This is a genomic window from Methylobacterium sp. TK31 (genome assembly GCF_055361545.1).
In genome coordinates, this window is the sequence record NZ_CM143964.1 from 2,880,625 (window position 1) to 2,906,567 (window position 25,943).

Sequence of the window (25,943 nt, forward strand, 5' to 3'; positions counted from 1 at the left end):
GCTGGGTTGGGGCGCCGGGTTCTATCTGGCGCAGCCCGCCCGACAAGTTAGGACGTATCCGGAAATCAGATAGATGACGGTGTCGCTCGACCAGCTTCAGGCGTTCGTGGCCGCAGCGGAGGCCGGGTCCTTCTCGGGCGCGGCCCGCGTGCTGCGCAAGGCCCAGTCCGCGGTGAGCACCCAGGTGGCCAATCTCGAGGCGGATCTCGGGGTTACCCTGTTCAGCCGGGCAGGCCGCAACCCGGTCCTCACCCCGGCGGGCGAGCGGCTGCTCCTGGAGGCGCGCGTGGTGCTCGAGCGTCGGGAGCACCTCGTCGGCGTGGCCCGCAGCCTGGAGCAGGGGGTCGAGAACCGACTCGTGGTCGCGATCGACGAGCTCTATCCCGAGCACGCTCTCGGCGCCCTGTTCGCGGATTTTGCCCGGCGCTTTCCCTTCGTCGAGCTGGAACTGCTCTTCCCGCTGATGGAGGACGTCAGCCGGATAGTGCAGTCCGGGGCGGCCGATCTCGGCGTGATGTGGCGCCAGGAGGTGCTGCCCACCGAACTCGGCTTCCAGACCATCGGCTGGGTGCCGCTCAAGCTCGTCTGCGGGCGCGACCATCCGCTGGCGAAGGCGCGGGTGGAATGGGAGGAGCTGAAGCGCCACCGTCAGATCCTTGTCGCCGCCCGCAGCGACGGACCGGAGAAGCGGCGCCTGCGGGTCGCCGCCGAGGTCTGGTGGGTCGAGAGCCACTGGGTGATCCTCGAACTGGTGAAGCACGGGATCGGCTGGGCCTTCGTCACCGATCACGTCATCGCCGCGTCCCAGACCGCTCCGGACCTCGTGACGCCCGACCTCCAGTTCGATGAGGGCGACTGGCCGATCGCCCTGGAGCTCGTCTGGCACAAGCAGCGCCCCTGCGGTCCTGCCGCGGCCTGGCTGCGCGCGCGCTTCGCGGCCGAGCGGGTCGGCGCCCTGTCGGGAACCGCCCGAGCGGGGTGAGGCCGCGTCCAGACGGCCGGAGCGCGATGTCGGATGCCGCCTCAGGCGGTCCGGAGCATCCGCGTGGTCTCGGAAGCGCCGAGGCGGTCGGCGTGTTCGCGCAGGAACCAGGGCACCCGGCCCTCGGCCATCGGCTTCCCGTAGAGGTAGCCCTGGACATGCGTGCAGCCATGCGTGCGCAGGAAGGCGGCCTGCTCGGGGGTCTCCACGCCCTCGGCGGTGACGTCGAGGCCGAGGCTGCGGCCGAGCTGGAGCACCGCCGTGACGATCGCGGCGTCGTTGGCGTCGCGTTCCAGGTCCCGGATGAAGCTCCGGTCCACCTTGATCTCGTCCACCGGGAACTGCTTGAGATGGGTGAGCGAGGCGTAGCCGGTGCCGAAATCGTCCAGCGCCACGCGGATGCCGCCGCCGTGCAGGGCCGCCAGCACATCGCTGACCCGGTCCACATGGCTGCCGAGCAGCACGGTCTCGGTCACCTCGACCCCGATCCGGCTGCGCGGCAGCCCTGCCGCGTCGACGTCGTCCAGGAAGGTGCCGGCGAGGTCGCCCTGGGCGAATTGGGCCGAGGAGAGGTTCAGGAAGACGCGGCCCGGATCGAGTCCGAGGCTGGTCCAGTGCAGGATGTCGGCGATGATCCGCCGCCGCAGGGCGTCGCCCACGGCGATACCGATCTCGGGATCGTTCGAACACCGCCGAGAACGCACCGGGCATCAGCAGGCCGCGCGTGGGATGCTGCCAGCGGGCCAGGGCCTCGAACCCGATCACCGCACCGGAGCCGAGGTGGATCTTGGGCTGGTAGTGGGGCACCGGCCCGGTACCCGCCTCCAGGGTCGCGCGCATCTCGCGCGTCACAGTCACCCGCTCCTCGATGCTGGCCCGCAGCGCCGGCATGAACAGGGTCGCCCGGTTCCGCCCGGAGGCCTTGGCGGCGTAGAGGGCGAGGTCCGCATTGGTGAACAGGTCGGCCGCGTTGCGGGCATGCTCGGGATAGAGCGCGAGGCCGAGGCTGGCCCGGGGGGCCACCACGCGGCCGCTGATCGGCATCGGCGGATGCAGGGCATTGAGGATGCGCGCCGCCAGGGCATGGATGCTCGACGCGCCCGAGGGTTCGCGGCCCGTGGTGATGACGACGAATTCGTCGCCGCCGAGGCGGGCTACGAGATCGTCGGGCCCGATGACTGCGCAGAGGCGCTGGGCCACCTCCTTCAGCAGGGCGTCGCCCGAATCGTGCCCGAGGGTGTCGTTGATCTCCTTGAAGGCGTCGAGATCGAGCAGGATGAGCCCGACCGGCGCGGAGTCGGGCTCGGCGCGCGCCAGCGCCACGTCCAGTGTAGACTGGAACAAAGCCCGGTTCGGCAGTCCCGTGAGCACGTCGTGATGGGCGGCCGTGCGGATCTGCGTCTCGGCGGCCTTGCGGCTCGTGATGTCGACCAGACTCGAGACGTGGCAGGCGACCCCGTCGATCTGGACGCATTCGATCGAGAGAAGCACGTCGCGGCGCGCGCCCGAGCGCACGACGATGCCGGTCTCGCGGTCATGGATCGCCTCGCGCCGATCGAGGATCGCCTGCATCGCGCGGCGGTCCTTGCCCGTGATGAAGTTGCGCGTGGCGTAGTTCGAGAGGACGTCACCAGAATCGAGTTCGAAGAATTTCACCCCGGCATCGTTGGTGCTGATGATCCGCCCGCTGGCCGCCAGGGATACGACGATCGGCACCGGCACGGCCCGGAACATGGTCTCCGATAGCTCCCGGCTCTCCGCCAGCTCGTCGCTGGCCCTGCGCTCGGCCTCGGTCGCCATCCACTCGAGCCGGCGCAGACGGTTCCACCGGGTGACGAACAGGACGATCGTGAGGTTCGCCAGGAAGACCTCGACCGTCAGGCCGAGCACCATCGCCGAGAGCGGCCGCGGCATCAGGTATCCGGAAAGCAGCGCGATCACGGAGATGCTGCTGGCCGCCGCCGTCCAGGCGAAGCTGAGGGGCAGGACCAACATCACGGCCGCCGGCACCATCAGGGTGGCCACGAGGGCGATGTCGGATTGCGACGCGCACAGGTAGGCGCCAGCCAGGCTCAGGATGAAGTGCCAGGCCATCAGCACGGCCTGGAGGCGCTGGAACCGCCGGATGCGCGAGAGCGCCCACAGGCCGGCCAGGGTCGCGCCGACGATGCCGAGGCGCGCCGTCAGGATCGGCCAGAGGACGTCGCGGGTCTCGCTCAGGCTGCCGTCGCTGGCAAGCAGCATGTTGACCGCGATGCAGACGAGAAAGATCAGCTGCGTGTCGCGCAAGGTCTCGGGCAGGCGCTCGGCCTGGAACGCGGCTTCCCGGGGGCGTGAGGCGAATTCACCCCCGAAAGTCATGAGACGATCGTTCTTCATGGCGCGGGACCGTGCCAGTCAAATCTAGCGGCGCGGTTAAAAGTGCAGATGGTCGGCTATATTAATTTCCGCGCGGGCGCCGGACGGTCAGAGCGCGCAGCGCGCCCCGCATCGTGCGCACATCCTGCTCGGTCATCGCCATGCGATGGAGCATGTCGCGCATGTTGCGGGCGATGATGTCCCGCTTCTCCGGTGGGTAGAAGCCGGCCGCGGCCAGGCTGTCTTCCAGTGTCCCGAACAGCGAAGCCATGGCCTCGCGGGTCGCGGGCGGGGACAGCATCTCGCCGGTGAAGGGCAGCGTCGAGAGACCGGCCGCCCGCCGCCACTCGTAGCTCATCAGCAGGACGCCCTGGGCGAGGTTGAGCGAGGAGAAGCGCGGATCGACCGGGAAGGTGACGATGGCGTCGGCCAGCGAGACCTCGTCGTTGTCGAGACCCGAGCGCTCGCGCCCGAACAGGATGCCGATCCGCTGGCCCGCCCGGGCCGCGACGTCGCGCATGGCCTCGTCCGGGGCGAAGACGCGCTTCATCTGCCCGCGCTCGCGGGCGGTGGTGGCCAGCACGTAATGCATGTCGGCGATCGCGGCGCCGAGAGTGTCGTACACCACCGCCCCGTCGAGGATGTGGGTGGCCCCCGAGGCCGCCTCGCGCACCCCCTTCTTGGGCCACCCGTTCTTCGGGGCCACGAGGCGCAGCTCCGACAGGCCGAAATTCGCCATGGCCCGGGCCGTCATGCCGATGTTCTCGGCGAGCTGCGGCTGGACCAGGATGACGACGGGGCCGGCGGGGGGATCGGGCGGGTTCATCGAATCGGACGGGCTGGGTGCGGCGGAGGGGGGTTCGGGCGACGGTGACGGCATCCGCGCCCTCTCGCATGGCCGGGGGGCGACGGCAAAGGACCGCTGGCCCCGCTCCGGGGCGGCGTCAGATCTTTCCGTCGAGGCCCATCTGGTAATATTTGTGGACGATCTTGTCCTGGTTCTCCAGCAGCCAGTCGATCGAAGGCTCGTTCGTCATCGCCTTGCGGATCGCCTCGGTCATGCCCCGGCGCTGGATGTCGAACAGCGCCTTGTGGTCGACGCTCTGCGCCTCGATCACGCCCGGGCTGAGCCAGACCGAGCAGATGATGCCGAGATCATTGGCCTTTTCCTTGGGGATGTAGCCGGCCCGCACCGCGTCGAGGACGCCGTTGGCGATGGCGAACTGCACCGTGCCCATGAGGATCGAGGTGTACTTGCTCTCGGTGACGCTCACCTTCGAGACGCAGAGCGTCACCGGTCGCACCATGATGTCGGTGTTGAGGAGCGCGAAGACCCGGCTGTGGCCGACGACCTGGTCGCCCGTCAGGGTGGCGAGCGCGGTGCCGACCGGCCCGTCGAGCTCGCCGATGATCACCTCGGGCTCGGACGCGGTGTTCGGCGGGCCTCCGGCCACCAGGGCCTCGCCGGCTCGGAGGATGATGCGTTCGCTCATGGGGATCTCTCAAGACGTGGGGCGGGATGGACGGGGGCGGAACGTGCCGGACCGGGGCGTCGATCCATCCGGTCGGCGCTGCGCGGACGGCAGATTCCGGGTGTGGCCCGGAATGTCCACCCCCGCGCCCCGCATGGCCCCCGCCCCGCGCCTGTCCACAGCGCGATCCAATTGTGCGCGACCTTGGTACACCTGGGTAAGTCGACCTTAAGGCTTGGCGTGCATCGCTGATCGATACGGGACACGGGCACCGGCATTTCGCGACGACGCCAGAGGAACCTTCGGGTCGGAACGGGATGGCAAGGCCAAGCGACCCCCGTCAGCGGAACTCGATCGATCCCGGCACCCTCATGTCCCGCCCCGTGCAGAAGAAAGGCTGGTTGCGAGGCTTTTGCCGCGCGTCGGACGGCGCGACGGCGGTCGAGTTCGCCCTCATCATGCCGCTCTTCATCCTGGTCTTCGTAGAGATCCTCCAGGGTGGCCTGTACGTCTTCTGCTACGCGGCGCTGGAGAAGGCGACCGCTGACGCGACGCGCACGATCATGGTCGGTGCGCTACCCAATTCGGCCTCGACCGCCGCCGGCTTCCGCAACTCGGTGGTCTGCCCCAAGCTGATCGCCGGCCTGGCCTGCGACAACATCGTCACCAGCCTGCAGACCACCACGCTGTCCGGCTCGGGCGGCGGTTATTCGGTTTTCGTCAGCCCGGACGAGAAGAGCCTCGTCCCGGTGACGATGGACAATGACCGGACCCCCTACTGCACGGGCGCGCCGGGGACCTACGGCTACATCCAGGTCTTCTATGCGGTTCCGGTGTTCAGCCCGCTCTGGACCGCCCTGAACCTCAGCACGAACTGGAACGCTCGCTCGGTCGCGTTCGCCCGCGCGGCGGTGGCGTTCCGCAACGAGCCCTACGTCAATGGCGGCGTGACGACCGGATGCTGACGTCTGCATGGCACGCGCGATGACCCGCCCCCTCCTAAGACGCTTCGGACGCGACAGGCGCGGCATCGCCATCGTCGAGTTCGCCCTGATCATGCCGCTGCTGATCACGCTGTCGGCCGTGACCTTCGACCTCGTCCGCTACGTCGTCTACCTGCGCAAGATCGAACTCGCCGCCAGCACGCTCGCCGACCTCGTGGCGCGCAACGACACGGGCAAGATCTCCCAGACCGACATCCTGGCGATCTCGCGCTCCCAGCTGGTGATGTTCCCGGAGGCGATGTCCGCCGCCAAGGACGCCAACGTCTCGGTCTGGACCCTGCTGCGGTGGTCGCTCTCGGGCATCAAGTTCACGCAGACCGTGGCGAGCTGCACCGCCAACTGCACCTACACGCCGAAGGTGGTCTGGACCTCCGGCCAGAAGCGGTCCTGCACGACCCCCCCGGTGGCCGCCCCGAATACCGCGGGCCCGAGCCCGGCGACGCTGCCGAGCGACACCTTCGGACCCGGCTTCCTCGTCGTGGCCGACGTGGTGTTCAGCTACAAGCCCCTCATCCTCCAATCCGTCGTCGGCTCGATCGACATCGCGAAGTCCTTCTACTTCGCGCCCCGCTACGTCGCGGCGATCAGCTTCGATTCGAGCGGTGGAACCAGTTCCGCCAATGCCTGCCCCTGACCCCGAGAACTCACCCATGCGTGCCCCCGCCGCCTCCCGTCGTTCCCGGATCGGACGCCAGCTGCGGCGCCTGCGCGACGAGCGCGACGGCAACGTCCTCATGGTCTTCGCCCTCGCGCTCGTCCCGCTCATCGGGCTGACCGGGCTCGGCGTCGACTACGTGCGCGGCATCAACTACCGGACCCATTTCGACCGGGCCGCCGATGCCGCCACGATCACGGCGATCGCCACGGCGCGAGACTACATCTCCAACAATCCCAACAACGAGGCCAATCCGACTCCGGCGGCCCTGGCGCTGGGCAAGACGCGGGGCCTCGCGGCCTTCCGTGTCAATGCCGGGCCGATGCTCAACAGCATGCCCCTGGAGCCGAACCTCTCGGTGACCCGGACCGCCGGAGTCGTGTCGGCGACTCTGAGCTACGCATCGAACTACGAGTCCCCCTTCAGTCGGGTCCTCGGCAACCTGACCTCGATCGCGGTCGCCGGCACCTCGAACTCGAGCCTGACGCTGGGCAATTTCGCCGATTTCTACCTGCTGCTCGACACCTCGGGCTCGATGGGTTTCCCCACCTCCAGCGCCGCGCAGGTGGCCTTCGCCAAGATGAACCCCGACATGGCGGATGCCAAGGGCAACAACTGCGCCTTCGCCTGCCATTTCTCCGGCTGGAAAGGCTTCAATCTCGCCAAATCCAACAACATCGAGCTGCGCATCGCCACGGTGAGCAATGCCGTCCAGCAATTGATCTCGAAAGCTCAGACGAACCAGACCCTGGCCAATCAGTACCGGATCGGCCTCTATCCCTTCGTGAGCTATCTCGAGACGGCGGCCGACATCACCACGAACCTCGGTTCGCTGACGTCGGTGAACCTCGAGAACTACATGGATATCGGCGACTCGACCGTTCCGCGCGGAAGCGGCGGGACCCACTACGAGAACGTGTTCTCCACCATCAACACCAAGATCAAGGCGATCGGAGACGGGTCGAGCGCCGCGAAGCCCGTGCCGTTCGTATTCCTCATCACCGACGGTGTCGGCAACAACCAGTACTGGGACAACAAGACTGGCTGGACCGGATCGCAGGCGAAGCTGCTCGATCCGGCCCTCTGCAAGCCGCTCAAGGACAAGGGCGTCACGGTCTCGGTGCTCTACATTCCCTACGTCCCGCTGGCGGTCCCGTTCAACACGAATGTCGGCTACGAGAACGTCGTGGTGAACGGGTTGATCCCCACCGTGCCGAGCACCCTGCAGAACTGCGCCTCCCCCGGCTATTTCCGGACCGCCAGTTCCGCGAGCGAGATACAGGAAGCGCTGAACGCGATGTTCGACCAGGCGACCAAGAAGGCGCGTCTCGTCGCCGGCCCCTGACAGGCCAAAACTTTTGTCATGCGCCCGGGGCGGCCAGCCTGCTTCCGCCCCGGGAGCGCGCGGGCTAAGAGCGGCGCGGGTTCGGCATCCGCCTTGCGTGGCGCCGGACAACCTGGCTCAGGAAGGCGTGCTGCAGATGGACAAGATCAAGGTTGCGAACCCGGTCGTCGAACTCGACGGCGACGAGATGACCCGGATCATCTGGAGCGAGATCAAGAACAAGCTGATCCACCCCTACCTCGACCTGAACCTCGAATATTACGATCTCGGCGTCGAGCACCGCGACGCCACCAACGACCAGGTCACCGTCCAGGCCGCCGAGGCGATCAAGCGCCACGGCGTGGGCGTGAAGTGCGCCACCATCACCCCCGACGAGGCGCGGGTGAAGGAGTTCAACCTCAAGGAGATGTGGAAGTCGCCCAACGGCACGATCCGCAACATCCTGGGCGGCGTGATCTTCCGCGAGCCGATCATCTGCAAGAACGTGCCCCGCCTGGTTCCGGGCTGGACCCAGCCGATCGTCGTCGGCCGCCACGCCTATGGCGACCAGTACAAGGCCACCGACTTCAAGGTGCCGGGCAAGGGCCGCCTGACCATCAAGTTCGAGGGCGAGGACGGCACGGTCATCGAGAAGGAAGTCTTCAAGTTCCCGAGCCCCGGCGTCGCCCAGGCGATGTACAACCTCGACGATTCGATCCGCGACTTCGCCCGCGCCTCGATGAACTACGGCCTGAACCGCAAGTACCCTGTCTACCTCTCGACCAAGAACACCATCCTCAAGGCCTATGACGGTCGCTTTAAGGACCTGTTCGAGGAGGTCTTCCAGAACGAGTTCAAGGCCAAGTTCGATGCCGCCGGCATCACCTACGAACACCGCCTGATCGACGACATGGTGGCCTCGGCCCTCAAGTGGTCGGGCGGCTACGTCTGGGCCTGCAAGAACTACGACGGCGACGTGCAGTCCGACACCGTGGCGCAGGGCTTCGGCTCGCTCGGCCTGATGACCTCCGTGCTGCTCACCCCCGACGGCCAGACCGTCGAGGCCGAGGCCGCGCACGGCACGGTCACCCGCCACTACCGCGAGCACCAGAAGGGCAAGGAGACCTCGACCAACTCCATCGCATCGATCTTCGCCTGGAGCCGTGGCCTCGCCCACCGCGCCAAGCTCGACGACAACGCGGCGCTCGCCAAGTTCGCCACCACGCTGGAGACCGTCTGCGTCGACACCGTCGAGGCCGGCTTCATGACCAAGGATCTCGCCCTGCTCGTCGGCCCCGACCAGAAGTGGCTCTCGACCACCGGGTTCCTCGACAAGGTCGACCAGCACCTCAAGGCTGCGATGGCCTGACAGGGCTCGCCGGAGGCGTTCTGTTCGAGTGATCGCGGGGGTCCGTCGGGTCCCCGCGTTCGGTCATCGGGGCGTCTGCTCTGGCGCATCATACGGTGAACGCCCGCGCGCAGCACCCCGTCATCCCGGGGCCGCGCAGCGGAACCCGGGATCCAGAAACACAGATGGCGCCGAACTCGACGCTGCTGGCGGCTCTGGATTCCGGGCTCGCCGGCGGCGCCCCGGAATGACGTGGAGGCGCCGTCGGCAAATTGCCCGGAACCTCACTAGACTTCGCGTCTGGACACCCGGCGATCGACCCGCCGGTCGGACACCCGAGAGCGATCGGATCGGTCGGCCTTCCGCGCCCAGTCCCCCTCGAGCCAGACAACCCTCAGGAGGCGTGGCGCCCGGCCTCCGCGTTCCGCTTGCGCGTGGCGGCCGCCTTCCTGGCGGAGGCGGAGCGCTCTTCCGCCGTGCGGCCGGCCGAGGCCTTGCCGCCGACCGCGCCGCCGCGATGGGCCGCCGGGTGGCTGCTCGCCTTGCCCCGTCCGGAGCCCCCCGGCTTCTTGCCGCCGCCGTCGTCCTTGTTGACCGTCGCCCAGGCTCGCGCCTCGGCGTCCTTCTCGGGCACGCCGCGCGCCTCGTAGGATTCGGCGATGTGCTCGGCCTTCCGGATCTGCTTGTCGGTGTATTTCGACTTGTCGCCCTGGGCCATCCCTGCGCACTCCGGTGGGGGGACCCGCGGGCGGAGGTTCAGCCGGCCGCGGCGGGTCCGTCGAGGATTGCCCGCACCCGGCGGATCAGGTCCGTCCGGCGATAGGGCTTGTTCAACAGATCGAACTCCGAACCCCCGGCATCGGTTCGTTCCAGGCTCGCCTCGGCATAGCCGGTGGTGAGCAGGACCTTGAGCTCGGGCCGCCGGCGCTTGGCTTCACGCCCGAGGGCGATGCCGTTCATGCCGCCGGGCATGATCAGGTCCGTGAAGAGCAGGTCGATGGTGCTGCCGCTGTCCACCACGTCGAGGGCTTCGCGACCGTTCTGCGCCACCAGGGTTGTGTAGCCGAAGTCGCGCAGGATGGTCCTTGCCAGCTCCGCCACGTCCTCGCGGTCATCGACGATGAGGATGGTTTCGGTGCCGGATCCCTCCTGCGCGCCGACCGCGGCCGGGGCCACCTCCACCACCGCGCTCTCGGTCGCCGGAAAGGACAGGCGCACCACGGTCCCCTCCCCCAGGACGGATTCGATGCGGGCGGCGCCGCCGGACTGCTTGGCGAATCCATAGACCATCGAGAGACCAAGGCCGGTGCCCTTGCCCTCCTCCTTGGTTGTGAAGAACGGGTCCATCACCCGGGCCAGGACATGGGGGGGAATGCCGCTGCCGGTGTCGCTGACGCTGATCGTGACGTAGCGGCCCGGCGCCAGCGGTCCGGCGACCTCGCCGGTGATGACGTGGTTCTCGGTGTGAACCGTGAGGCGGCCGCCGTCCGGCATCGCGTCGCGGGCGTTGATGAAGACGTTGAGGAGCGCGACCTCGGCCTGGTTCGGGTCGACCCGGCAGTTCCAGAGATCGGGGCTGAGGTCGAAGCCGAGGGAGATCGTCTCGCCCAGCGTCCGTCCCGCCATGTCGGCCATGCCTTGGACCAGGGCGTTGAGGTTCACCGAGCGGCCTTCGAGGCGCTGCTTGCGCGCGAAGGCCAGAAGCTGCTGCGTCAGGGTGGTGGCGCGCTCGGCGGCGGTGCGAATGTTGTCCGTGGCCCGGCGCAGGCGGCTGCGGTCCGCCGCCGGATCGTCGAGGCCGGCCCCGAGGATGTCGACGTAGCCGACGATCACCTGCAACAGGTTGTTGAAATCGTGGGCGATGCCGCCGGTGAGCTGACCGAGCGCCTCCATCTTCTGGGCCTGGCCCAGGGCCTCCTCGGCATCGCGCCGACGGGAGACGTCGAGCTGCGAGGCGAAGAAGTACACCAGCGTCCCGTTCGCGTCGTAGATCGGCGAGACGAACAGCGCGTTCCAGAACGGCGTGCCGTCCTTGCGGTAGTTGACGATCTCGGTGGCGACGTTCTCGCGCGCGGCGATCGCCCGGGCGAGCTCGCGCACGGCCGCCCGGTCGGTCTCCGGGCCCTGCAGGAAGCGGCAGTTGCGGTCCACCACCTCGTCGCGGCGGTAGCCGGTCATCTCCAGGAAGGCGTCGTTGGTGAAGATGATCGGATTGTCGGGCAGGCGCGGGTCGCTCACGACCATGGGCATGCGGGAGGCGGCCACGGACGCGAAGAAGAACGCCGCTTCGGGGCTGACGGGGGACTGGCCCGACGAAACGGCCGAGTCCTGCGCGTGCACGCCGGCCGACGGCATCTGGTGGGTGTCGATCATCGTCGCGCAATCACATCGGCGGGGCTTCGGAGGCCGGGTCTGACAGCCCGCCCCTAACACGGGTCAAACGCCCTGCACCATCATCGTTCCCGGTAGAACGCCCCGCCAGTCCCGTTACGGTATGACGATCCGGCGAGGATTGCTGCGCGCCCGGAGCGAGCGCGCAGCATTTCGTGCGTCAGCGCTGCTCGGTCTCGAAGCGCACGCTGTTGACGTTGGCGCGCTCGAAGGCCTGCATCACGTGCTGGTAGGAGCGCTCCATGTCGCTGGCCTCGACGCCTTCGACCTCCTCCGGCTTGAGGACGAACATCAGCATCGAGCGTCCCGTGACCTCGTAGGTCGCGCCGATCGGCTTGCTGACCACGTCCTGGCTATCGGGCAGGTTGGTGTCGAGGAGCCGGGTCCAGCCGACGCCGCCCACGGATTCCGGCAGCGTGAAGGTCACGAGGTCGTGGTAGGCATTGTAGAGCAGCAGCAGGGTGGCGTCGCCGCCGCGCTGGTGGATGCCGGACGCCTGGGCCCGGCCGTCGAGGAGCACCGCGATCGCGCGGGCATCCCCCTGGCCCCAGTTCTCGGGCGACATCTCCCCGCCGTCGGGACGCAGCCAGGTCACGTCCTTGACGCCGAACTCCTCGTCGTAGGCGCCCGTCAGGAAGCGCCCGCGGGTCAGGATCGGCAGGGCCTCGCGCAGCAGGGTCAGGCGCTGCGTGAACTCGGCGAGATCCCGCTCTTCCGGACCGACGGCCTCCCAGTCGAGCCAGGAGATCTCGTTGTCCTGGCAATAGGCGTTGTTGTTGCCGTTCTGGGTGCGGGCGAACTCGTCGCCGGCCAGCAGCATCGGGGTGCCGCGGGAGAGGAACAGCGTCGCCAGCATGTTGCGCATCTGGCGCAGGCGCACGGCACGGATCTCCGGATCGTCCGTCGGTCCCTCGGCGCCGTAGTTGTTCGAGAGGTTGTGCGAGTGGCCGTCGCGGTTGTCCTCGCCGTTGGCCATGTTGTGCTTCTCGTTGTACGACACGGTGTCGTTCAGCGTGAAGCCGTCATGGGCGGTCAGGAAATTCACCGAGGCCCAGGGCTTGCGCCCGCGCTTATTGAACTTGTCGGCCGAGCCGGTGAGGCGGGCGGCGAGATCGGGCAGCATGCCCTCGTCGCCGCGCCAGTAGCCGCGCACGTCGTCCCGGAAGCGGTCGTTCCACTCGGCCCAGCCGGGTGGAAAGCCGCCGACCTGATAGCCGCCCGGACCGCAATCCCACGGCTCGGCGATCAGCTTGACGCTGTTCAGCACCGGGTCCTGCCGGCAGGTGTCGAGGAAGCCGCCGCCCTCGTCGAAGCCGTGCGGCTCGCGCCCCAGGATGGTGGCGAGGTCGAAACGGAAGCCGTCGACCCGCATCTCGGTGGCCCAGTAGCGCAAGGAGTCGGTCACGAGCTGCAGCACCCGGGGGTGCGACAGGTTGAAGGTGTTCCCGGTGCCGGTGTCGTTGATGTAGTAGCGCGGCTCCTTGGGCATGAGCCGGTAGTAGGAGGCGTTGTCGACGCCCTTGAACGACAGGGTCGGACCCTTCTCATTGCCCTCGGCGGTGTGGTTGTAGACCACGTCGAGGATCACCTCGAGGCCGGCGCCGTGCATGCGCGCGACCATCTCCTTGAACTCGGAGAAGGCGAAGTCCGGCACCGCCGAGTAGCGCCGCGCGGGCGTGAAGAACGAGATGGTGTTGTAGCCCCAGTAGTTCACCAGTCCCTTCTCCTGCAGGTAGTCGTCCTGCACGAAGGCGTGGACCGGCAGCAGTTCCACCGAGGTGACGCCGAGGCTCTTGATGTAGTCGAGCACCGCCGGGGTGCCGAGGCCCGCATAGGTCCCGCGCAGCTTCTCCGAGACGGCCGGATGCAGCTTGGTGAAGCCCTTCACGTGGGTCTCGTAGAAGATGGTCTTCTCCCACGGCACGTGGGGCTTGCGGTCCCGGCCCCAGGTGAAGGCCGGGTCGATGACGCGGCTGCGCCGGGTGAAGGGCGCCGAGTCGCGCTCGTCGAAGGTCAGGTCGTCGCCCGTCTCCATCTGGTAGCCGAACAGGGCCGGGTTCCAGGTGATCGAGCCGACGAGGCCCTTGGCATAGGGGTCGATGAGCAGCTTGTTGTGGTTGAAGCGGTGGCCGGCCTTCGGCTCGTAGGGGCCGTGCACCCGGTAGCCGTAGATCGTCCCCGGGCGCGCGTCGGGCAGGTAGCCGTGCCAGATCTCGTCCGTGTACTCGGGCAGCTCGATGCGCTCGATCTCGTTCTCGCCCGCGTCGTCGAACAGACAGAGCTCGACCTTGGTGGCGTTGGCCGAGAACAGGGCGAAATTGACGCCCAGGCCGTCCCAGTTCGCGCCGAGCGGATAGGGCGAGCCCTCCTTGATGCGCGAACGTTTGGCGCGGCCCTGCGGGCTCGAGCGGTCCGCGGGTTTCGTCGTATCGGCCATGTTCGCTCCGGGCGGTATCATAGGGTGCGTCGAGACAGGGCGCTGCGCGACGCCCCGTCCGGGAAACCTCGACAGGAACGCTCACGCTTCGCCGGAAGGTCCGCTGTCGGAGAAATCTTTTTGCATCGCACGCCGCGACCGGCCGCGGCGGCTTCCACCCCGGCTGCGCTTGCGGCAAGACTGTGAGCGCAAGACTGTGAACGGCAAGACTGTGAGCGGCAAGACGACGGGCGGCGCGGCCGTGACCGCGTGGACGAGGAGACCGGCGCATGACAGATCAGCCCAACGGCCTGCAGGCGATCGCCGACCGCTACCGGGTCAGTCTCGACGCCGTGCGCCACCTCGTCCACGCCCTCGAGGCCGGCAACGGGCGGATGGCGCAGTTCAACCATCCCGACCTCGGCGGCTTCGGCCAGTGGTCGGGCTCGGGCATGACCATGATCGGCGACATGTTCAACACCGACCTGAAGGCGCGGGTCGATGCCCTCTGCAGCACCCTCGCCGCGGCCCTGCCCGCCGGCGCCTGGTCCGACCCGTCCTCGGCCGGCCGGACCGAGGCGCCGCGCCCCGGCGGATCGGCGTGGCCCGCCGAGTGGGGCTCGCCGGCGACCTCCGGGGCGCAGAACGGCATGCGCTACGCCTATTTCCCGGCCCACCGGCGCCTCGTCGTCGAATCGGACGGGCGGGCGGTGATCTACGACACCGGCGAGCATGCGATCAGCGGCGTCTCGCAGCAGCAGGGCGGGAGCAGCGGCCTGCGCTTCTCCGGCCCCGGAGGGCCCGTGGATCTGACGAACCTGAAGCGCCTCGACGAGGCCGAGCGCAACGAGGCGCGCCCCTTCGCGCCCGAGCCGTTCGAGGCCGGTTCCCCGGGGGCCGAGACGCCGGCCCCGGCCCCGGCCGCCGCGCCCGGCGGCGACGTCCTGACGACGATCGAGCGCCTGTCTGAGATGCGCCGCAAGGGCATCCTGACCGAGGGCGAGTTCACCGCGAAGAAGGCGGAGCTCCTCGCCCGCCTCTGATCGCCGCAGCGCGGATCGCAGGGCAATCCGGGGCGTTGGCCCCGGGTCGGATGCGCACCGGACGCGGACCGCAATCAGTTCCCCGCGAGGCAGATGGCCCGATCCCGCGACCTCCTCGACGTCTCGACCATCTACCACGAGCCCGCCGTGCCGGATTACCCGCGCGGACAGGCGATCCTCGACCGCTTTCCGCAGGCCGAGCGCATCGTCGTGCCCTCGCACTGGAACATCCCGAGCCTGCACGGCAACGCGGGCTCGGTGGAGGACTGGGTGCGGATCAAGCGCTCCACCCTGGTACTCGGGGTGAAGAAGGGGCTCGCCATGCGGCCGAACGGGCGCAGCGCCCATTTCATCGCGCCCTCGACCTCGAACGGCTGCGCCATGGCCTGCGCCTATTGCTACGTGCCCCGGCGCAAGGGCTTCGCCAACCCGATCTCGCTGTTCGTCAACGTCGAGGCCGTGGCCGCCGCCATCGCGCGCCACGCCGCCCGCCAGGGCCCGCTGACCGAGCCCGACACCATCGACCCCGCGCTCTGGGTCTACGACCTCGGCGAGAACGGCGACCTCTCGGTGGACGCCATGGTGAGCGACACGGTGCGGGACCTGGTGGTCCTGTTCCGCAACATTCCCAACGCCAAGGCCTCCTTCGCCACCAAGGCGGTGAACCGCGACCTCCTCGCTTACGACCCGCAGGGCAAAACCCGCATCCGCTTCTCGCTCATGCCCGAGCGCATCGCCCGCATCGTCGACGTGCGGACCGCGCCGATTCCCGAGCGCATCGCCGCGATCGACGACTTCGTCGCCGCCGGCTACGAGGTCCACGTCAACTTCTCGCCGGTGATCCTCTACGAGGGCTGGGAGGCGGACTGGGCGGCGCTGTTCGAGGCCATCGACGGCGCGATCGGCCCCGCGGCCCGGGCGCAGCTCAAGGCGGAGATCATCCTCCTCACCCACAACGCCGACCTGCACGCGGTCAATCTCGGCTGGCACCCCAAGGCCGAGGACCTGCTCTGGCGCCCGGACATCCAGGAGGCGAAGGTCTCCGAGGGCGGCGGCGCCAACCTGCGCTACCGCACCGGCTGGAAGGGACAGTGGCTGGCGCGCTTCAAGGCGCTGCTCGCGGAGCGGATGCCGTATTGCACGGTCCGTTACGCGTTCTGAGCGTCACCGCCCGGCGGGGTTCGCTCGATCGGGTGGGCGAGGTCTGGCTGGGTTAAAGCTCGGCTTTGGCGGAGGGAGCGGGACATTCGTCCGCGTCCCCCGAACGCATTAAAATCAATGACTTAGACCTGACTGCTTTAGCCGTGGGGTAGCATATTGGGGTAGCAGCTATCTACGTCAATCTGATAGGCATTTTCTGGAGTTCAAACCGCTGCCCCAGAAGCCCAACTCAGGGGGGCCCCCTCCTCCGGATCATCCCTCCATTCAGGGAACGGTTTAAACTTCGGGAGGTCTTCCATCTCGTAGAGCACCTTGTGCTTTGGCGGTTGGTTCGTCAGTGAAACCGGTTGCACTGGGAGGCGAGCGCGGCCCATGGCAATGCGGTTGTCGATGTCCTGCTCGCGGCTCTTGAGGCGGCGGGCGGCGGCGTTCACCTCTTGGGCCCGCTTGTCCAGATCCTCCCGCTTCTTCTCGCGGGCGATCACCTCATCGGCATCGCGCTCGGCGTGCTCCTGGGACCAGCCCTTGAACAGGTAGGAGCGGATCAGGCGATCCCGGCGGGTCAGACCAGCCCGGATGGCCTGAGTGTCCCGGCGGTCGTAGCTGTCGCGGAAGGCCCGCTGATAGATCAGGAAGCTGGCGATCGACGGGTACTCGGAGAACAGCTCCTTCACCTTCGGATCGGGGACGTGGGACATCTTGCTCTCCCACACACCGCGCCAATTCACGGCGCACCACTTCAAGAACTCCAGGTAGCTGATGCCCTCGTGGGTCCATGCCTTCGAGTGATTGCGCAGCCGGCCGACATCCTTGCCCGTGGGCAGCGGCAGCGGCCCTGCCTCGACCCAGGTCTCCCGAGCGACAGCGGAGAACGCCTCGAACAAGGCCCCCCCGTTGTGCTCCGTAGCGCGAGCAGCGCGCTTCGCCTTCATGGCGTCAGCCTTGCCCTGGACGAACTCGATAGCCGCTTCGATCCCGCTCTGCTTCTTGACGACAGCAAGAACGAGGTCCGCGCAAAGCGAAGCGCCAGCTTCGCCACTTTCCTGTTTAGTTATAGTTCTGAAAGAACTGGTTCTCTCTTCTGTGTCCGTGTGGCGAACTGCTTTGCCCTGCTTGACGGGGTAGCTGTCCGCGGAACGAACTGCCGGGGGGGCCTGCTCCACCTCTAAGTCGTTGCCCCAGTCGGACGCATCGACCTTCTGCTTGACCACGACCCGGTCGGCCTTCCGCTGCTTCAGTTGCATGGCGAACTCCAGGGGGATGGCGTAGCGGATGCGGCCGTTGATGTGCTCGGCGACGATGGCGCCCGCTTCCTTCAGCACGTTGATGCTGTCGTAGAGCTTGGTCTTGCCGACCGGGATGCCGGCACAGATCAAGTCCCCGGTCCGGCTCACGACACCGTTGATGAACTGGGAGAAGGAGATGAACTCGGCGGTCTTGGACCAGCCGAAGGTCCGGTCCGCGATGAAGCGCAGGACCAGGATCGCGAAGGGGTCTTTGATCACGGTGCCGGCGATCCGGGTCACGGCGCGCTCAAGCAACAGGAAGTCGAACGACGATTTTTCGAACTTGTTGGTATCAGAAAACTTAGTTGCCGCGTGCATCGAAGGCTCCTCTGCCTTGACGTTCTGCGGGAGCAAGCTCTAGGATAGAGCATCATCCCACTGACATGGTTTTGACCCGAGCACTTCGCTGATCCGCCAAGACGAACGATGTGCTAACAATTTTAGAACCCCGCAGGTTTGCGCCTGGGTAGGGTTTTTTATCTTCTAGATGTAGGAAATAGTCAAGTAGTGTGTATTGTGCCGCGGCATAAAATGGCATACACTCTCAAAACAGATTGAAGGAGATCGCAGTGATTTCGCTATCGTACAAGGACAGCACGGATGTGGTCGAGAAGATTGACTGCGTCGTGCTGGCTCGGCGTCGGGAAAATCCTGGCGAGAGCTTCTCTCGCGCCTCCTTCATTAGGGAGGCTGTCAACCGTGCTCTCGCCGATGTCGAGGTGACGCCACCCAAGGTTCACACCCGCGTCCGGGAAGGCGTGTCCCGCCAGTGAAACCGGTTTCACTAACCACCACCACCTAACTAGCTTCCCAGATTGTCCACGCGGCAGCCGCAACGACCTGGGTCACATCCTGACCGGCATTGTAGCCGTGAAGGTTGACGTTGCTGCGGTCGTTACGGCGGTCGCCTGGGCGATCTACTTGCTAAGGTGAACGGGCGGGGCGGCGCGAGCCGCCCCGTACCCTAACGATCAAGGACTTCAGCCCGAAGGTACGGTCCAGGGTGGCGGGGGAGCGTCCGGGGCATCGCGGGAGCGTTCGAGCTTCAGCAACTAGTGGAAAAATCTGATGCTTGTACTCGCATCGAACGTCCGAGAAGGGTGGTGATCAGCTCAAGATCGCCTTGGGGGCGAGCGTTCCGAAGCCGTAGTCGATCGGCCGATCGAGGCCTATGAAGTTTTTAACTTACTGACGGGCCAGGGCGGGAGTTTGCGTGTCGGAGCAGTTGCAGCAAGATGTGCCACAGGACATCGAGAGTTACGATATTGAGATCCCACTTCGGGGGTACCGGTTCGACCTGCAAGGCATCAAAGCAGTCTACCGCGCTCTGCAGAAGATCAATGATGATCAAGGTCGCAAAATCGTCCGATCCTTCGTCAAGCCGGAGAACGAGCTGGAGGAGGTGTTCGAGAGCCGGAAGGAGCGCATCCTAGCTGGGGCCTTCCGGCTGACCGTCTCGATCTACGGCTACGACGGCGCGAGTGCTTACCGGGACAGCGAGGGCATCTTCAATTCGACTGCCCTGCCAAAGCCGATACGGACAATCTTTTTCACTAATGCGAGTGCCTACCGCACTATGGCAAACGGTGAGGAACCACCCAACAACTTCAAGCTCTGGCTCCATTTCGATGGGCCACCGCTCTTCGATCCCAACCCCCTTCAGAGCGAGCCCACGCTCAATCTGTCGAAGATCCACGTCAAGGCAGACAACATAGTCTTCTTCCAGGCCGTCCAAGGTGTGATCAACGGCGCGTTTAAGAATGATCGCCTCTGGTACTCTCCCTTCCATGGCCGGTTCGTCTACGATATTGGGCTCTGGCTCCTTTGGCTGCCGTATTCACTCTACATGGTTACATCGCTGGTCGACCGCCTGTTCCCTGCCGATGGCCCACGATCGTCCTACCGCATCGGCGCTTACATTTACGGTTTGGGGATGGCGCTTCTAATCACCGCTTCCTTATGGGTTACGCGAAATGGGCGTTCCCGGTGAATACCCTCCGCGAGAATGCCGACGCTGCAACCAAGCACCGAGTTATTTTTGGCGCTCTAGCGCTCGGAATTTTTGGTTCGGCCGCGTGGGACGCAATCAAACTGGCTTGGTGATGATGTCAAAGCGATGCACTAGGCAACGCCGTCCCGCCTGGGGTGCTCTCGTGCTGAACGCCGATGTTCGAGGGCATCATCTTCGGAGGGTCATGGTGACATTACATCTGTAATCGGAAGAATAGATTTCAAAAAGTCAGGACCAAACGTCCGTAATCTGAGAATTATTTGACAAAACAGGAGAATTTTGCAGGATTGTCCGGTGCAGTGATGGATAGTAGCACGGGATGACGAACGAAGGTCGGGCGATCATGAGCTTCGAATGCTCGGATTGGCTTGCGAAACAGGTGGAGCTGATCTGTGACCACCGAACCGCCGCGTATCCGCAGGGCGGGAGGGTCACGCCGGCCGAAGTGCTCCAGGGGTTCGTGTTCGAGGCCGTCATGAAGCAGATGCGGCCGACCCCCGCGGGGACACTGAAGCTGAAGCGGCCACCGCCGGCATCGGTCCGGGAGGCGGATGCCGTTGGCATCTTCGACTGACCCGAAATCCGCCAGTGAAACCGGTTTCACCGAGATCGCATGGTCCGCTTCCGACCCTTTGCGGACCCTCAGAAGGTTCGCTTCTTGGCAGCTTGGTGGAGGATGATCTACGTCCGGGTTGGATGGAAGCCGGCTCGTCTGCTTCCGGATGAACACCTTGCGACGGTCTTTCTAGAATTCGCCCGCCAGGCCCGCCCGCACGCCCTGTTGATTGGCCTGGCTGTAGCTATAGCCGGCGGTCAGCGCGATCGGGATTGCGGTGTCGAGCCGATGTGCTAGCCCGATGCCGCCGGCCCACTCGCCTCGGAACGTGGCGCTGTTGACCGTCCAGCTTGTCTTGCCCGGCTGCGAAGGCATCGAGGCTGAGGTCATCGCCATGGCAGCAGCAATGCCCTGACGTGCTTCTCGACGCGTGGCTGTGGCGTACTGACTGACACCGCTGATCTGCGCGCCCAAGGCACCAACTTGGTTTGCCAGGTTCGCGATATGGCCCGGTCCATAGTCGGAGGTTGCTAGATTGCCGGAGGCATCAGCCGTCACGAAGTTTGTAGAGCCCGTCTGCGCTGCCCTGCTCTGAGCCGAGCCGACACCCGCCAGGGTGTAGCTGTTGCGCTGGGTTCCAATCGCAACCTGGTTGGTTCGCGTCGTGGTCACACCAGCGCCAATTGCCATTGCGTTGTCCTGCTTGGCCACGGCACCTCGGCCGAGGGAAACGGCGTCTGTGCCTTCAGCGCTGGCATTGACGCCGATGGCTGTAGCACCCGCGCCGCTCGTGTTGGCTGAGCGACCCAACGCCGTGCTGTTCTCGCCTGTTGCACTGGCAAAGGCGCCAAACGCCGAGGCTTCGTTCCCGCTGGCCAGGGTGTTGAAGCCGACAGCGGTCGTTGGATCGGCCACGGCCCGTGCGCCGTAGCCGATGGCCGTGGCTCCATCCCAAGTCGCTTGAGAAGCCGTGCCGATCGCTGTCGCTGCAGCTGCCATCGCCTGGCTTCCTTGTCCGAAAGCTGCGCTGTCGACGCCACTCGCCATGCTGCTGGCGCCCACCGCGGTCGTTCGGTCGGCGATGGCATCGCTGTCGTTTCCGATGGTGGTGGTCGCAACGCCGCGTGAGTTGGTCATAGACCCCACGGCAACGCTCGCGCTTCCGATGGCCTTGGCTCCATACCCACTCGCGTAGGCATCGGTGCCGGTCGCTACCGGCTTTGCCGCACCTCGGCTGTTGTTTGCCCGTACGGGGAAGTCCTGAAGCTTGGTCTCGACAGCCTGCGCCGTCGTGTTGAGCTGGCCAAGGTTGACCGCATCACCAGCGGCTTTGCCGTCGGCGACACCGCTGACCTGACGCGGTCCCTCTATGCCGGACACGTTGACGACCGTGCCTCCGACCTGTGCCGCGACGTTGACGGATCCGCCCGTGCTCGTTGGCTGTACCGTAACCCCTCCCCCGCCCGTACCGCCCGGCAGCGAAGCGAGCTTCTGCGTCACCGCACCGATCTCCGAGCTGTTCCGGGCCAGAGCCGTATCGACAGCACTCAGGGCGCTGCCAACATCCGCGTAGGTGCTGCCGCGGATGGTGTAGCTCGGCCCCGTCCATCCAGCCGCGGCATCGAAGCGGGCTCCGCCGCCGAGCATACCGGCCAGCTGCGTGTTGGTGGCAAAGAGCTGACCACCGTTGATGGCATCGGTCGAAGCACTGCTCAAACCGCCGCTGGCAACATGAACGATGCGCCGTTCGGCCCCGACACGGCCAACCGAGAGCGTATCGGCTTGATCTGCAAGCGAGCCGTTCCCAAGAGCAATGGCGCGGTCCGCCGTGACCTTTGCGCCCTGGCCCAGCGCGATGGCATCGCGTGCGGTGACGGACGGCGTCGCCAAACCGGACTGATTGCTCGCGGCTAGCGGCAAATCGCCGATGCGCGCGCCCACCCCCGTCACCGCCGCGTTGAGCTGAGCAACGTTCACCGCATCACTGCCGGTCGTGCCAGCGGTGAGTCCGGTCAGCTTCCGGGTGCCCTGCGAGCCGTTGAGATCGACGACGCTGCCGCCGGTGCCTGCCGCCACCGTGATGTTGCCGCTGGTGACGTTCTGCTGCACGAGACCGATCGTGCCATCGTCCAGGCTGCCGCGGAGTGCGGTCAGCGAGGTCGAGATCGTGCCCACCTGCTGATTGGTGCTGTAGAGCTGTCCTCCATTGACTGCATCGGTGGAGCCCGCTGCGATCGTGCCACCGGCCACGTTGACGATGCGGCGCTCAGTTCCCACGGCCCCGACCGAGACCGTATCAGCCTGCGTCGCCACCGAGCCACTGCCGAGCGCGACCGAGCGCGTTGCGCCTGCCGAGGCACCGTAGCCCAAGGCAACGGCGTCGCCTCCCGTGGCCGCGGCGATCGGCAGGCCGGATTGACCGTTGATGGCAATACCCGGTGAACTGCCTGTGCTTAGGTTCGTCAAGGCTGCGCTGAGCTGGCCGACATTGACGGCATCGTTGGCACTCAGGCCCGTGGCGACGCCCGTGACGCGCCGATCACCCGCGTTTCCGGACAAACTGATCTGGGTGCCGTTCGTGGTCGCGCCGACGCTGAGATTGCGGCTCGTCGGATCCTGCTGCACGAGCCCTAGGGTACCGCTGGCGATGCCGGTCTGCAGGCTGGCCAGGTTCGCTGTTACGCCTGTCAGGTTGGTCGTGTTCGTCGTCACCTGTCCCTGGAGGCTCGTGACCGTGACGGCATTGGCCGAGCTGGCGCGCTGCAGGGCCGTGATGTCGGTGCTGTTCAGGCCTGTACGCTGATCGAGGGCCCCAATGGCTCCTGAGACGGTGCCATAGCCAAGCCCGGCAACCGTGAAGGTAGGAGCCGTGAACGTTCCAGTGGCAGCGTCGAAGGCAGCCCCCCCACCCAAAGATTGGCCAAGGCTGGCGAGCCCTCCCTGCACGCTTGCGACCCGGCCAGCGGTCAGTGCCAGGGCCTCGTTGGCTGCGTAGAGCTGCCGCCCGGTGACGGCATCGCTTGAGCTAGCGGATACAGTCCCATCGCTGACGTTGACGATGCGGCGCGTTGCAGCCGTGGTTCCGACCGACAGGGTGTCGGCGGCATCGGCGATTGAGCCTGCACCGAGCGCGACGCTGCGGGTACCTGTGGCCAGGGAGCCGTAGCCGAGGCTGACAGCATCGCGCCCCATCGCTTGTGGCAAAGTAAGACCCGAGAGATTGTTGCTGGCGAGGGCCGTCACGCCACCGCCGCCGATCCCTGCCACGATGGTGTTGAGCTGCGCCAGGTTGACGGCATCGTTAGCGCCCGTCGCGGCGGCAACGCCGGTCACACGACGATCGGCGCTGCGGCCGGCAACATTGACGAGGCTCCCGCCCGTATCACCGGCAACCGTGACGGTTCCGGCAACGCCATTCTGCTGCACGAGGCCGACGCTGCCGTTGGCCAGTCCAAGCTGCAGATTGGCAAGGCTGCTCGCAGTGCTGGCCAGACCGCTCGTGTTCGTCGTGGTCTGACCCTGGAGCGTGGTCAGGCTCGCGGCGTTGTTGGCAATCTCGCTCGTGTGGGCACTCACCTGACCCTGCAGGCTGGCGAGACCGGCGGCATTGCCGGCCACGGCCTGGTTCGTCGCCGCGAGCTGTCCGCCATTGACCGCATCAGTCGAGCCGGCCGCCATGCTACCAGCGGCCACCCCTGTGACCAGTCGAGGGCCTGAGGTCCCGGCAAGGTTGATCCGGCCACCATCGCTACTACTGCCGACCGAGAGTTCGCGGGTGATTGCGTTCTGCTGTACGAGACCAATCGTTCCGTTCTGCACGCCGGAGCGCAGGGTGGTGAGATCGCCCGTGGTACTCGCCAACGACGTTGCCGTGGTCCCGAGCTGACCTTGCAAGGTGCTCAACGAGGCGTTGAGGTTGGTGGTCGTACTCGTGAGCTGGCCTTGTACGCTGGTGACGGCCGCAGCGTTGCCTGCTAGCGCCTGGTTCGTCGCGTTGAGCTGCGCTCCGTTCACGGCATCCGTCGAATTAGCACTAACGGTTCCGGATGCGATCCCGCTGACCTGACGCGCACCAAGCGTCCCAGCGACGCTGACGCGCGTGCCATCCGTAGCCGCGCCCAGCGTCAGGGTGCGGCTGGTCGGATCCTGGCTGACGAGGCCGAGGGAACTGCTGCCGATGACGTTCTGCAGGCTGGTAAGACCCGCGGTGTTTGAAGCAACCTGTTGGTTGGTGGCGTAGAGCTGCGCACCGTTGATGGCGTCGCCTGAGCCACTGGCGACAAGGCCGGGCGCCAAGCCATGGATGCCAACGGCGCCAAGCATGCCGCCCTTACTGAGGTCGATCGAAGCGGTCGCCGTGCCGTTGCTTCCGGGGACATACTGCACCGACAGGGTATCGAGGGCCCCCAGAGCCCCGCCGACCGAAGCGTACGAGGTTCCGCCGATGCTGTAACCTGGAGCTTGATAGCTGCCCGTCACGGCATCGAAGCTGGCGCCGCCCCCCAGGGATAATGCAAGGGACTGGCCTGAGGCGCGGAGCTGCGTGAGATTGACCGCATCATTGCCGTTGAGGCCCGCACTCACGCCGCTGACACGACGGTCTCCGCTGAGCCCGGAAATGCTCAGGAGCGTTCCGTCGGTACCCTTTCCGATCGTCAGCGTGCGCGTGACGGCATCCTGCTGAACGTGGTTGGGCAGGCCGGTGACCTGATCCTGCAGGGTCTGCAGGTTCGCCGCCGTGGTCGAGATTGCCGTGGTGTTGCCAGTCAGGCGAAGGTCGAGCGCACCGAGGGCTCCACCGACGTTGTTGTAGGAGCTGCCTTGAATGGTGAAGCTCGGCGCCGTGAACAGCCCCGTGGTGGCATCGAATTTGGCACCGCCTCCAAGTCCATTGGCGAGATTGCTGCCGACACCAGAGAGCTGCCGCAAATTGACGGCATCGGTTGGCTTCGTCCCACCCGCGACGTTGACGATCTGCCGCTCGGTACCTGCATCCCCCACCGACACTGCGCCGCTGGTCGATGTAACCGTGACGCCGCTAAAGGCTTCCGTAGTTCCGGCCAGACCTGAGCGGTTTGCGATGGAACCGCTTCCGAGCGCCACAGCGCCTGCGACGCTCGCGTTGCTTCGTGCACCGAGGCCGAGAGCTGCAACAGCCGTACTGCGCGCGTCGGTGCCGAGCGCAATGCCATCATCGGCACTGACGCTACCGCGCAAACCGATCGCGAGCGCTTGATTAGCGGTTACGCTGGCGCTTGATCCCAGCGCGATGGCGTCGGTCTTCGCCGTGGCCGTGGTAGAGCCACTGCCGAGCGCGATGGATGTGACGTCGCCAGCGTTCGCCACTGTGCCGGTGAGACTGCCCAGACCGGTGATGCGCCCGCCACCAATCGCGAGGCCCTTGTTGGAATTAAGGGTCAGGGTTGAAGCGCTCAGGTTGCAAGCGCTGGGGCTGTTCGCGCTGATCAGATTACCGTTTGCGTCGAGAACACCCACGCGCAGGGTGACATCAGAGAGGGGTGCAACAATCCCTTGATTGATGTCACCGACCAACCCCGTAAGCGTCGAGGTAAGTCCATTTACGAGACTGAAGGAATTTGTGATCGGCGTCGGTGATGTCAGGTGAGGCAAGCGAACGGACAGCCCGGCACAGACATCGATAAGGGAACTTGACTGCGCCTGAGCAGAGGTGGCGCATAGCAACGCAAACAAGCTCGTCGATGAGAGGATAAGTCCGTGGAACGGACTTATACGTCCAGCCCAAATCTCATCCTGCGGTCCAACTTTGTCAGCGTTGACTGTCCCAATCCGTATCATCGACCGAGTCACCAATTTGTGATATGATCGAAGTTAATAACACAGTTGGTTAACAAAAATATAATGTGAGAAATGTAGATGCAATCTTCGCTTCAAGCTGAAATCGCTTGGCAAGATTG

At 66.1% G+C, this 25,943-nt stretch carries 19 protein-coding genes and 1 pseudogene; 11 read left to right on the forward strand and 9 right to left on the reverse strand.

Annotated elements, in window-relative coordinates:
• Positions 1-73 precede the first annotated feature (73 nt).
• Complete coding sequence (locus ACXJY8_RS13380) at positions 74-982, forward strand: LysR family transcriptional regulator (protein ID WP_463769638.1); 909 nt, start codon at positions 74-76, stop codon at positions 980-982.
• Between the two features lie 41 nt (positions 983-1,023).
• Here ACXJY8_RS13380 and ACXJY8_RS13385 read toward each other — a convergent pair whose 3' ends face one another.
• Positions 1,024-1,641: an EAL domain-containing protein gene (locus tag ACXJY8_RS13385; RefSeq protein WP_463769641.1), complete on the reverse strand. Its 618-nt coding sequence runs from the start codon at positions 1,639-1,641 to the stop codon at positions 1,024-1,026.
• Positions 1,642-1,717: 76 nt separating this feature from the next.
• Positions 1,718-2,716: pseudogene (locus ACXJY8_RS13390) on the reverse strand (diguanylate cyclase domain-containing protein); the annotation flags it as partial.
• Between ACXJY8_RS13390 and ACXJY8_RS13395 the strand changes: the two are divergent.
• Together ACXJY8_RS13395 and ACXJY8_RS13400 are read left to right on the forward strand one after the other, a co-directional pair.
• On the forward strand, positions 2,658-3,041 hold the full coding sequence (locus tag ACXJY8_RS13395) for a hypothetical protein (protein WP_463769643.1): 384 nt from the start codon (positions 2,658-2,660) through the stop codon (positions 3,039-3,041). The pseudogene ACXJY8_RS13390 and the gene ACXJY8_RS13395 sit on opposite strands and share 59 nt — an antisense overlap.
• 23 nt (positions 3,042-3,064) lie before the next feature.
• Positions 3,065-3,319, forward strand: coding sequence for a hypothetical protein (locus ACXJY8_RS13400; RefSeq protein ID WP_463769645.1), 255 nt, complete (start codon positions 3,065-3,067; stop codon positions 3,317-3,319).
• 103 nt (positions 3,320-3,422) lie between these two features.
• Here the strand turns inward: ACXJY8_RS13400 and ACXJY8_RS13405 are convergent, their stop codons facing one another.
• The gene (locus ACXJY8_RS13405) at positions 3,423-4,166 is read right to left on the reverse strand and encodes an RNA methyltransferase (protein ID WP_463769647.1); all 744 of its coding nucleotides are present in this window, start codon (positions 4,164-4,166) and stop codon (positions 3,423-3,425) included.
• Between the two features lie 118 nt (positions 4,167-4,284).
• Positions 4,285-4,833 (reverse strand): formaldehyde-activating enzyme, encoded by a 549-nt coding sequence (locus tag ACXJY8_RS13410; RefSeq protein WP_447675971.1) that lies wholly within the window; start codon positions 4,831-4,833, stop codon positions 4,285-4,287.
• 350 nt (positions 4,834-5,183) lie between these two features.
• Here ACXJY8_RS13410 and ACXJY8_RS13415 point away from each other — a divergent pair, with 350 nt between their 5' ends.
• The 4 genes from ACXJY8_RS13415 to ACXJY8_RS13430 all read left to right on the forward strand — a co-directional run bounded on the left by ACXJY8_RS13415 (position 5,184) and on the right by ACXJY8_RS13430 (position 9,164).
• Positions 5,184-5,777 carry a TadE/TadG family type IV pilus assembly protein gene (locus tag ACXJY8_RS13415; protein ID WP_463769649.1) on the forward strand — a complete coding sequence of 198 codons (594 nt, stop codon included), beginning with the start codon at positions 5,184-5,186 and terminating at the stop codon, positions 5,775-5,777.
• Positions 5,778-5,784: 7 nt separating this feature from the next.
• Positions 5,785-6,450: a TadE/TadG family type IV pilus assembly protein gene (locus ACXJY8_RS13420; RefSeq protein WP_463769651.1), complete on the forward strand. Its 666-nt coding sequence runs from the start codon at positions 5,785-5,787 to the stop codon at positions 6,448-6,450.
• Between the two features lie 16 nt (positions 6,451-6,466).
• Positions 6,467-7,816, forward strand: coding sequence for a TadE/TadG family type IV pilus assembly protein (locus ACXJY8_RS13425; protein ID WP_463769653.1), 1,350 nt, complete (start codon positions 6,467-6,469; stop codon positions 7,814-7,816).
• Between the two features lie 136 nt (positions 7,817-7,952).
• On the forward strand, positions 7,953-9,164 hold the full coding sequence (locus tag ACXJY8_RS13430; protein ID WP_463769655.1) for an NADP-dependent isocitrate dehydrogenase: 1,212 nt from the start codon (positions 7,953-7,955) through the stop codon (positions 9,162-9,164).
• A gap of 373 nt (positions 9,165-9,537) precedes the next feature.
• On the opposite strand, the gene ACXJY8_RS13435 is transcribed toward ACXJY8_RS13430, so the two are convergent.
• The 3 genes from ACXJY8_RS13435 to glgX all read right to left on the reverse strand — a co-directional run bounded on the left by ACXJY8_RS13435 (position 9,538) and on the right by glgX (position 13,971).
• The gene (locus tag ACXJY8_RS13435) at positions 9,538-9,861 is read right to left on the reverse strand and encodes a plasmid stabilization protein (protein ID WP_463769657.1); all 324 of its coding nucleotides are present in this window, start codon (positions 9,859-9,861) and stop codon (positions 9,538-9,540) included.
• Between the two features lie 38 nt (positions 9,862-9,899).
• The gene (locus ACXJY8_RS13440; protein WP_463769659.1) at positions 9,900-11,516 is read right to left on the reverse strand and encodes a histidine kinase famiy protein; all 1,617 of its coding nucleotides are present in this window, start codon (positions 11,514-11,516) and stop codon (positions 9,900-9,902) included.
• Between the two features lie 178 nt (positions 11,517-11,694).
• Positions 11,695-13,971: a glycogen debranching protein GlgX gene (gene glgX / locus ACXJY8_RS13445; RefSeq protein WP_463769661.1), complete on the reverse strand. Its 2,277-nt coding sequence runs from the start codon at positions 13,969-13,971 to the stop codon at positions 11,695-11,697.
• Between the two features lie 269 nt (positions 13,972-14,240).
• On the opposite strand from glgX, the gene ACXJY8_RS13450 reads away from it, so the two are divergent.
• Both ACXJY8_RS13450 and ACXJY8_RS13455 read left to right on the forward strand, forming a co-directional pair.
• On the forward strand, positions 14,241-14,993 hold the full coding sequence (locus ACXJY8_RS13450; RefSeq protein ID WP_463769663.1) for an SHOCT domain-containing protein: 753 nt from the start codon (positions 14,241-14,243) through the stop codon (positions 14,991-14,993).
• A gap of 93 nt (positions 14,994-15,086) precedes the next feature.
• On the forward strand, positions 15,087-16,154 hold the full coding sequence (locus ACXJY8_RS13455; RefSeq protein ID WP_463769665.1) for a spore photoproduct lyase family protein: 1,068 nt from the start codon (positions 15,087-15,089) through the stop codon (positions 16,152-16,154).
• A 203-nt stretch (positions 16,155-16,357) separates the two neighbouring features.
• Here ACXJY8_RS13455 and ACXJY8_RS13460 read toward each other — a convergent pair whose 3' ends face one another.
• Positions 16,358-17,758, reverse strand: a complete 1,401-nt coding sequence (locus ACXJY8_RS13460; RefSeq protein WP_463769667.1) for a prefoldin domain-containing protein — start codon at positions 17,756-17,758, stop codon at positions 16,358-16,360.
• A gap of 895 nt (positions 17,759-18,653) precedes the next feature.
• On the opposite strand from ACXJY8_RS13460, the gene ACXJY8_RS13465 reads away from it, so the two are divergent.
• On the forward strand, positions 18,654-19,430 hold the full coding sequence (locus ACXJY8_RS13465; protein WP_463769669.1) for a hypothetical protein: 777 nt from the start codon (positions 18,654-18,656) through the stop codon (positions 19,428-19,430).
• A gap of 340 nt (positions 19,431-19,770) precedes the next feature.
• On the forward strand, positions 19,771-20,025 hold the full coding sequence (locus ACXJY8_RS13470) for a hypothetical protein (RefSeq protein WP_463769671.1): 255 nt from the start codon (positions 19,771-19,773) through the stop codon (positions 20,023-20,025).
• 171 nt (positions 20,026-20,196) lie between these two features.
• Here the strand turns inward: ACXJY8_RS13470 and ACXJY8_RS13475 are convergent, their stop codons facing one another.
• Entirely contained in the window at positions 20,197-25,719 is a 5,523-nt protein-coding gene (locus tag ACXJY8_RS13475) for a beta strand repeat-containing protein (protein ID WP_463769673.1), read from the reverse strand.
• Positions 25,720-25,943 lie beyond the last annotated feature (224 nt).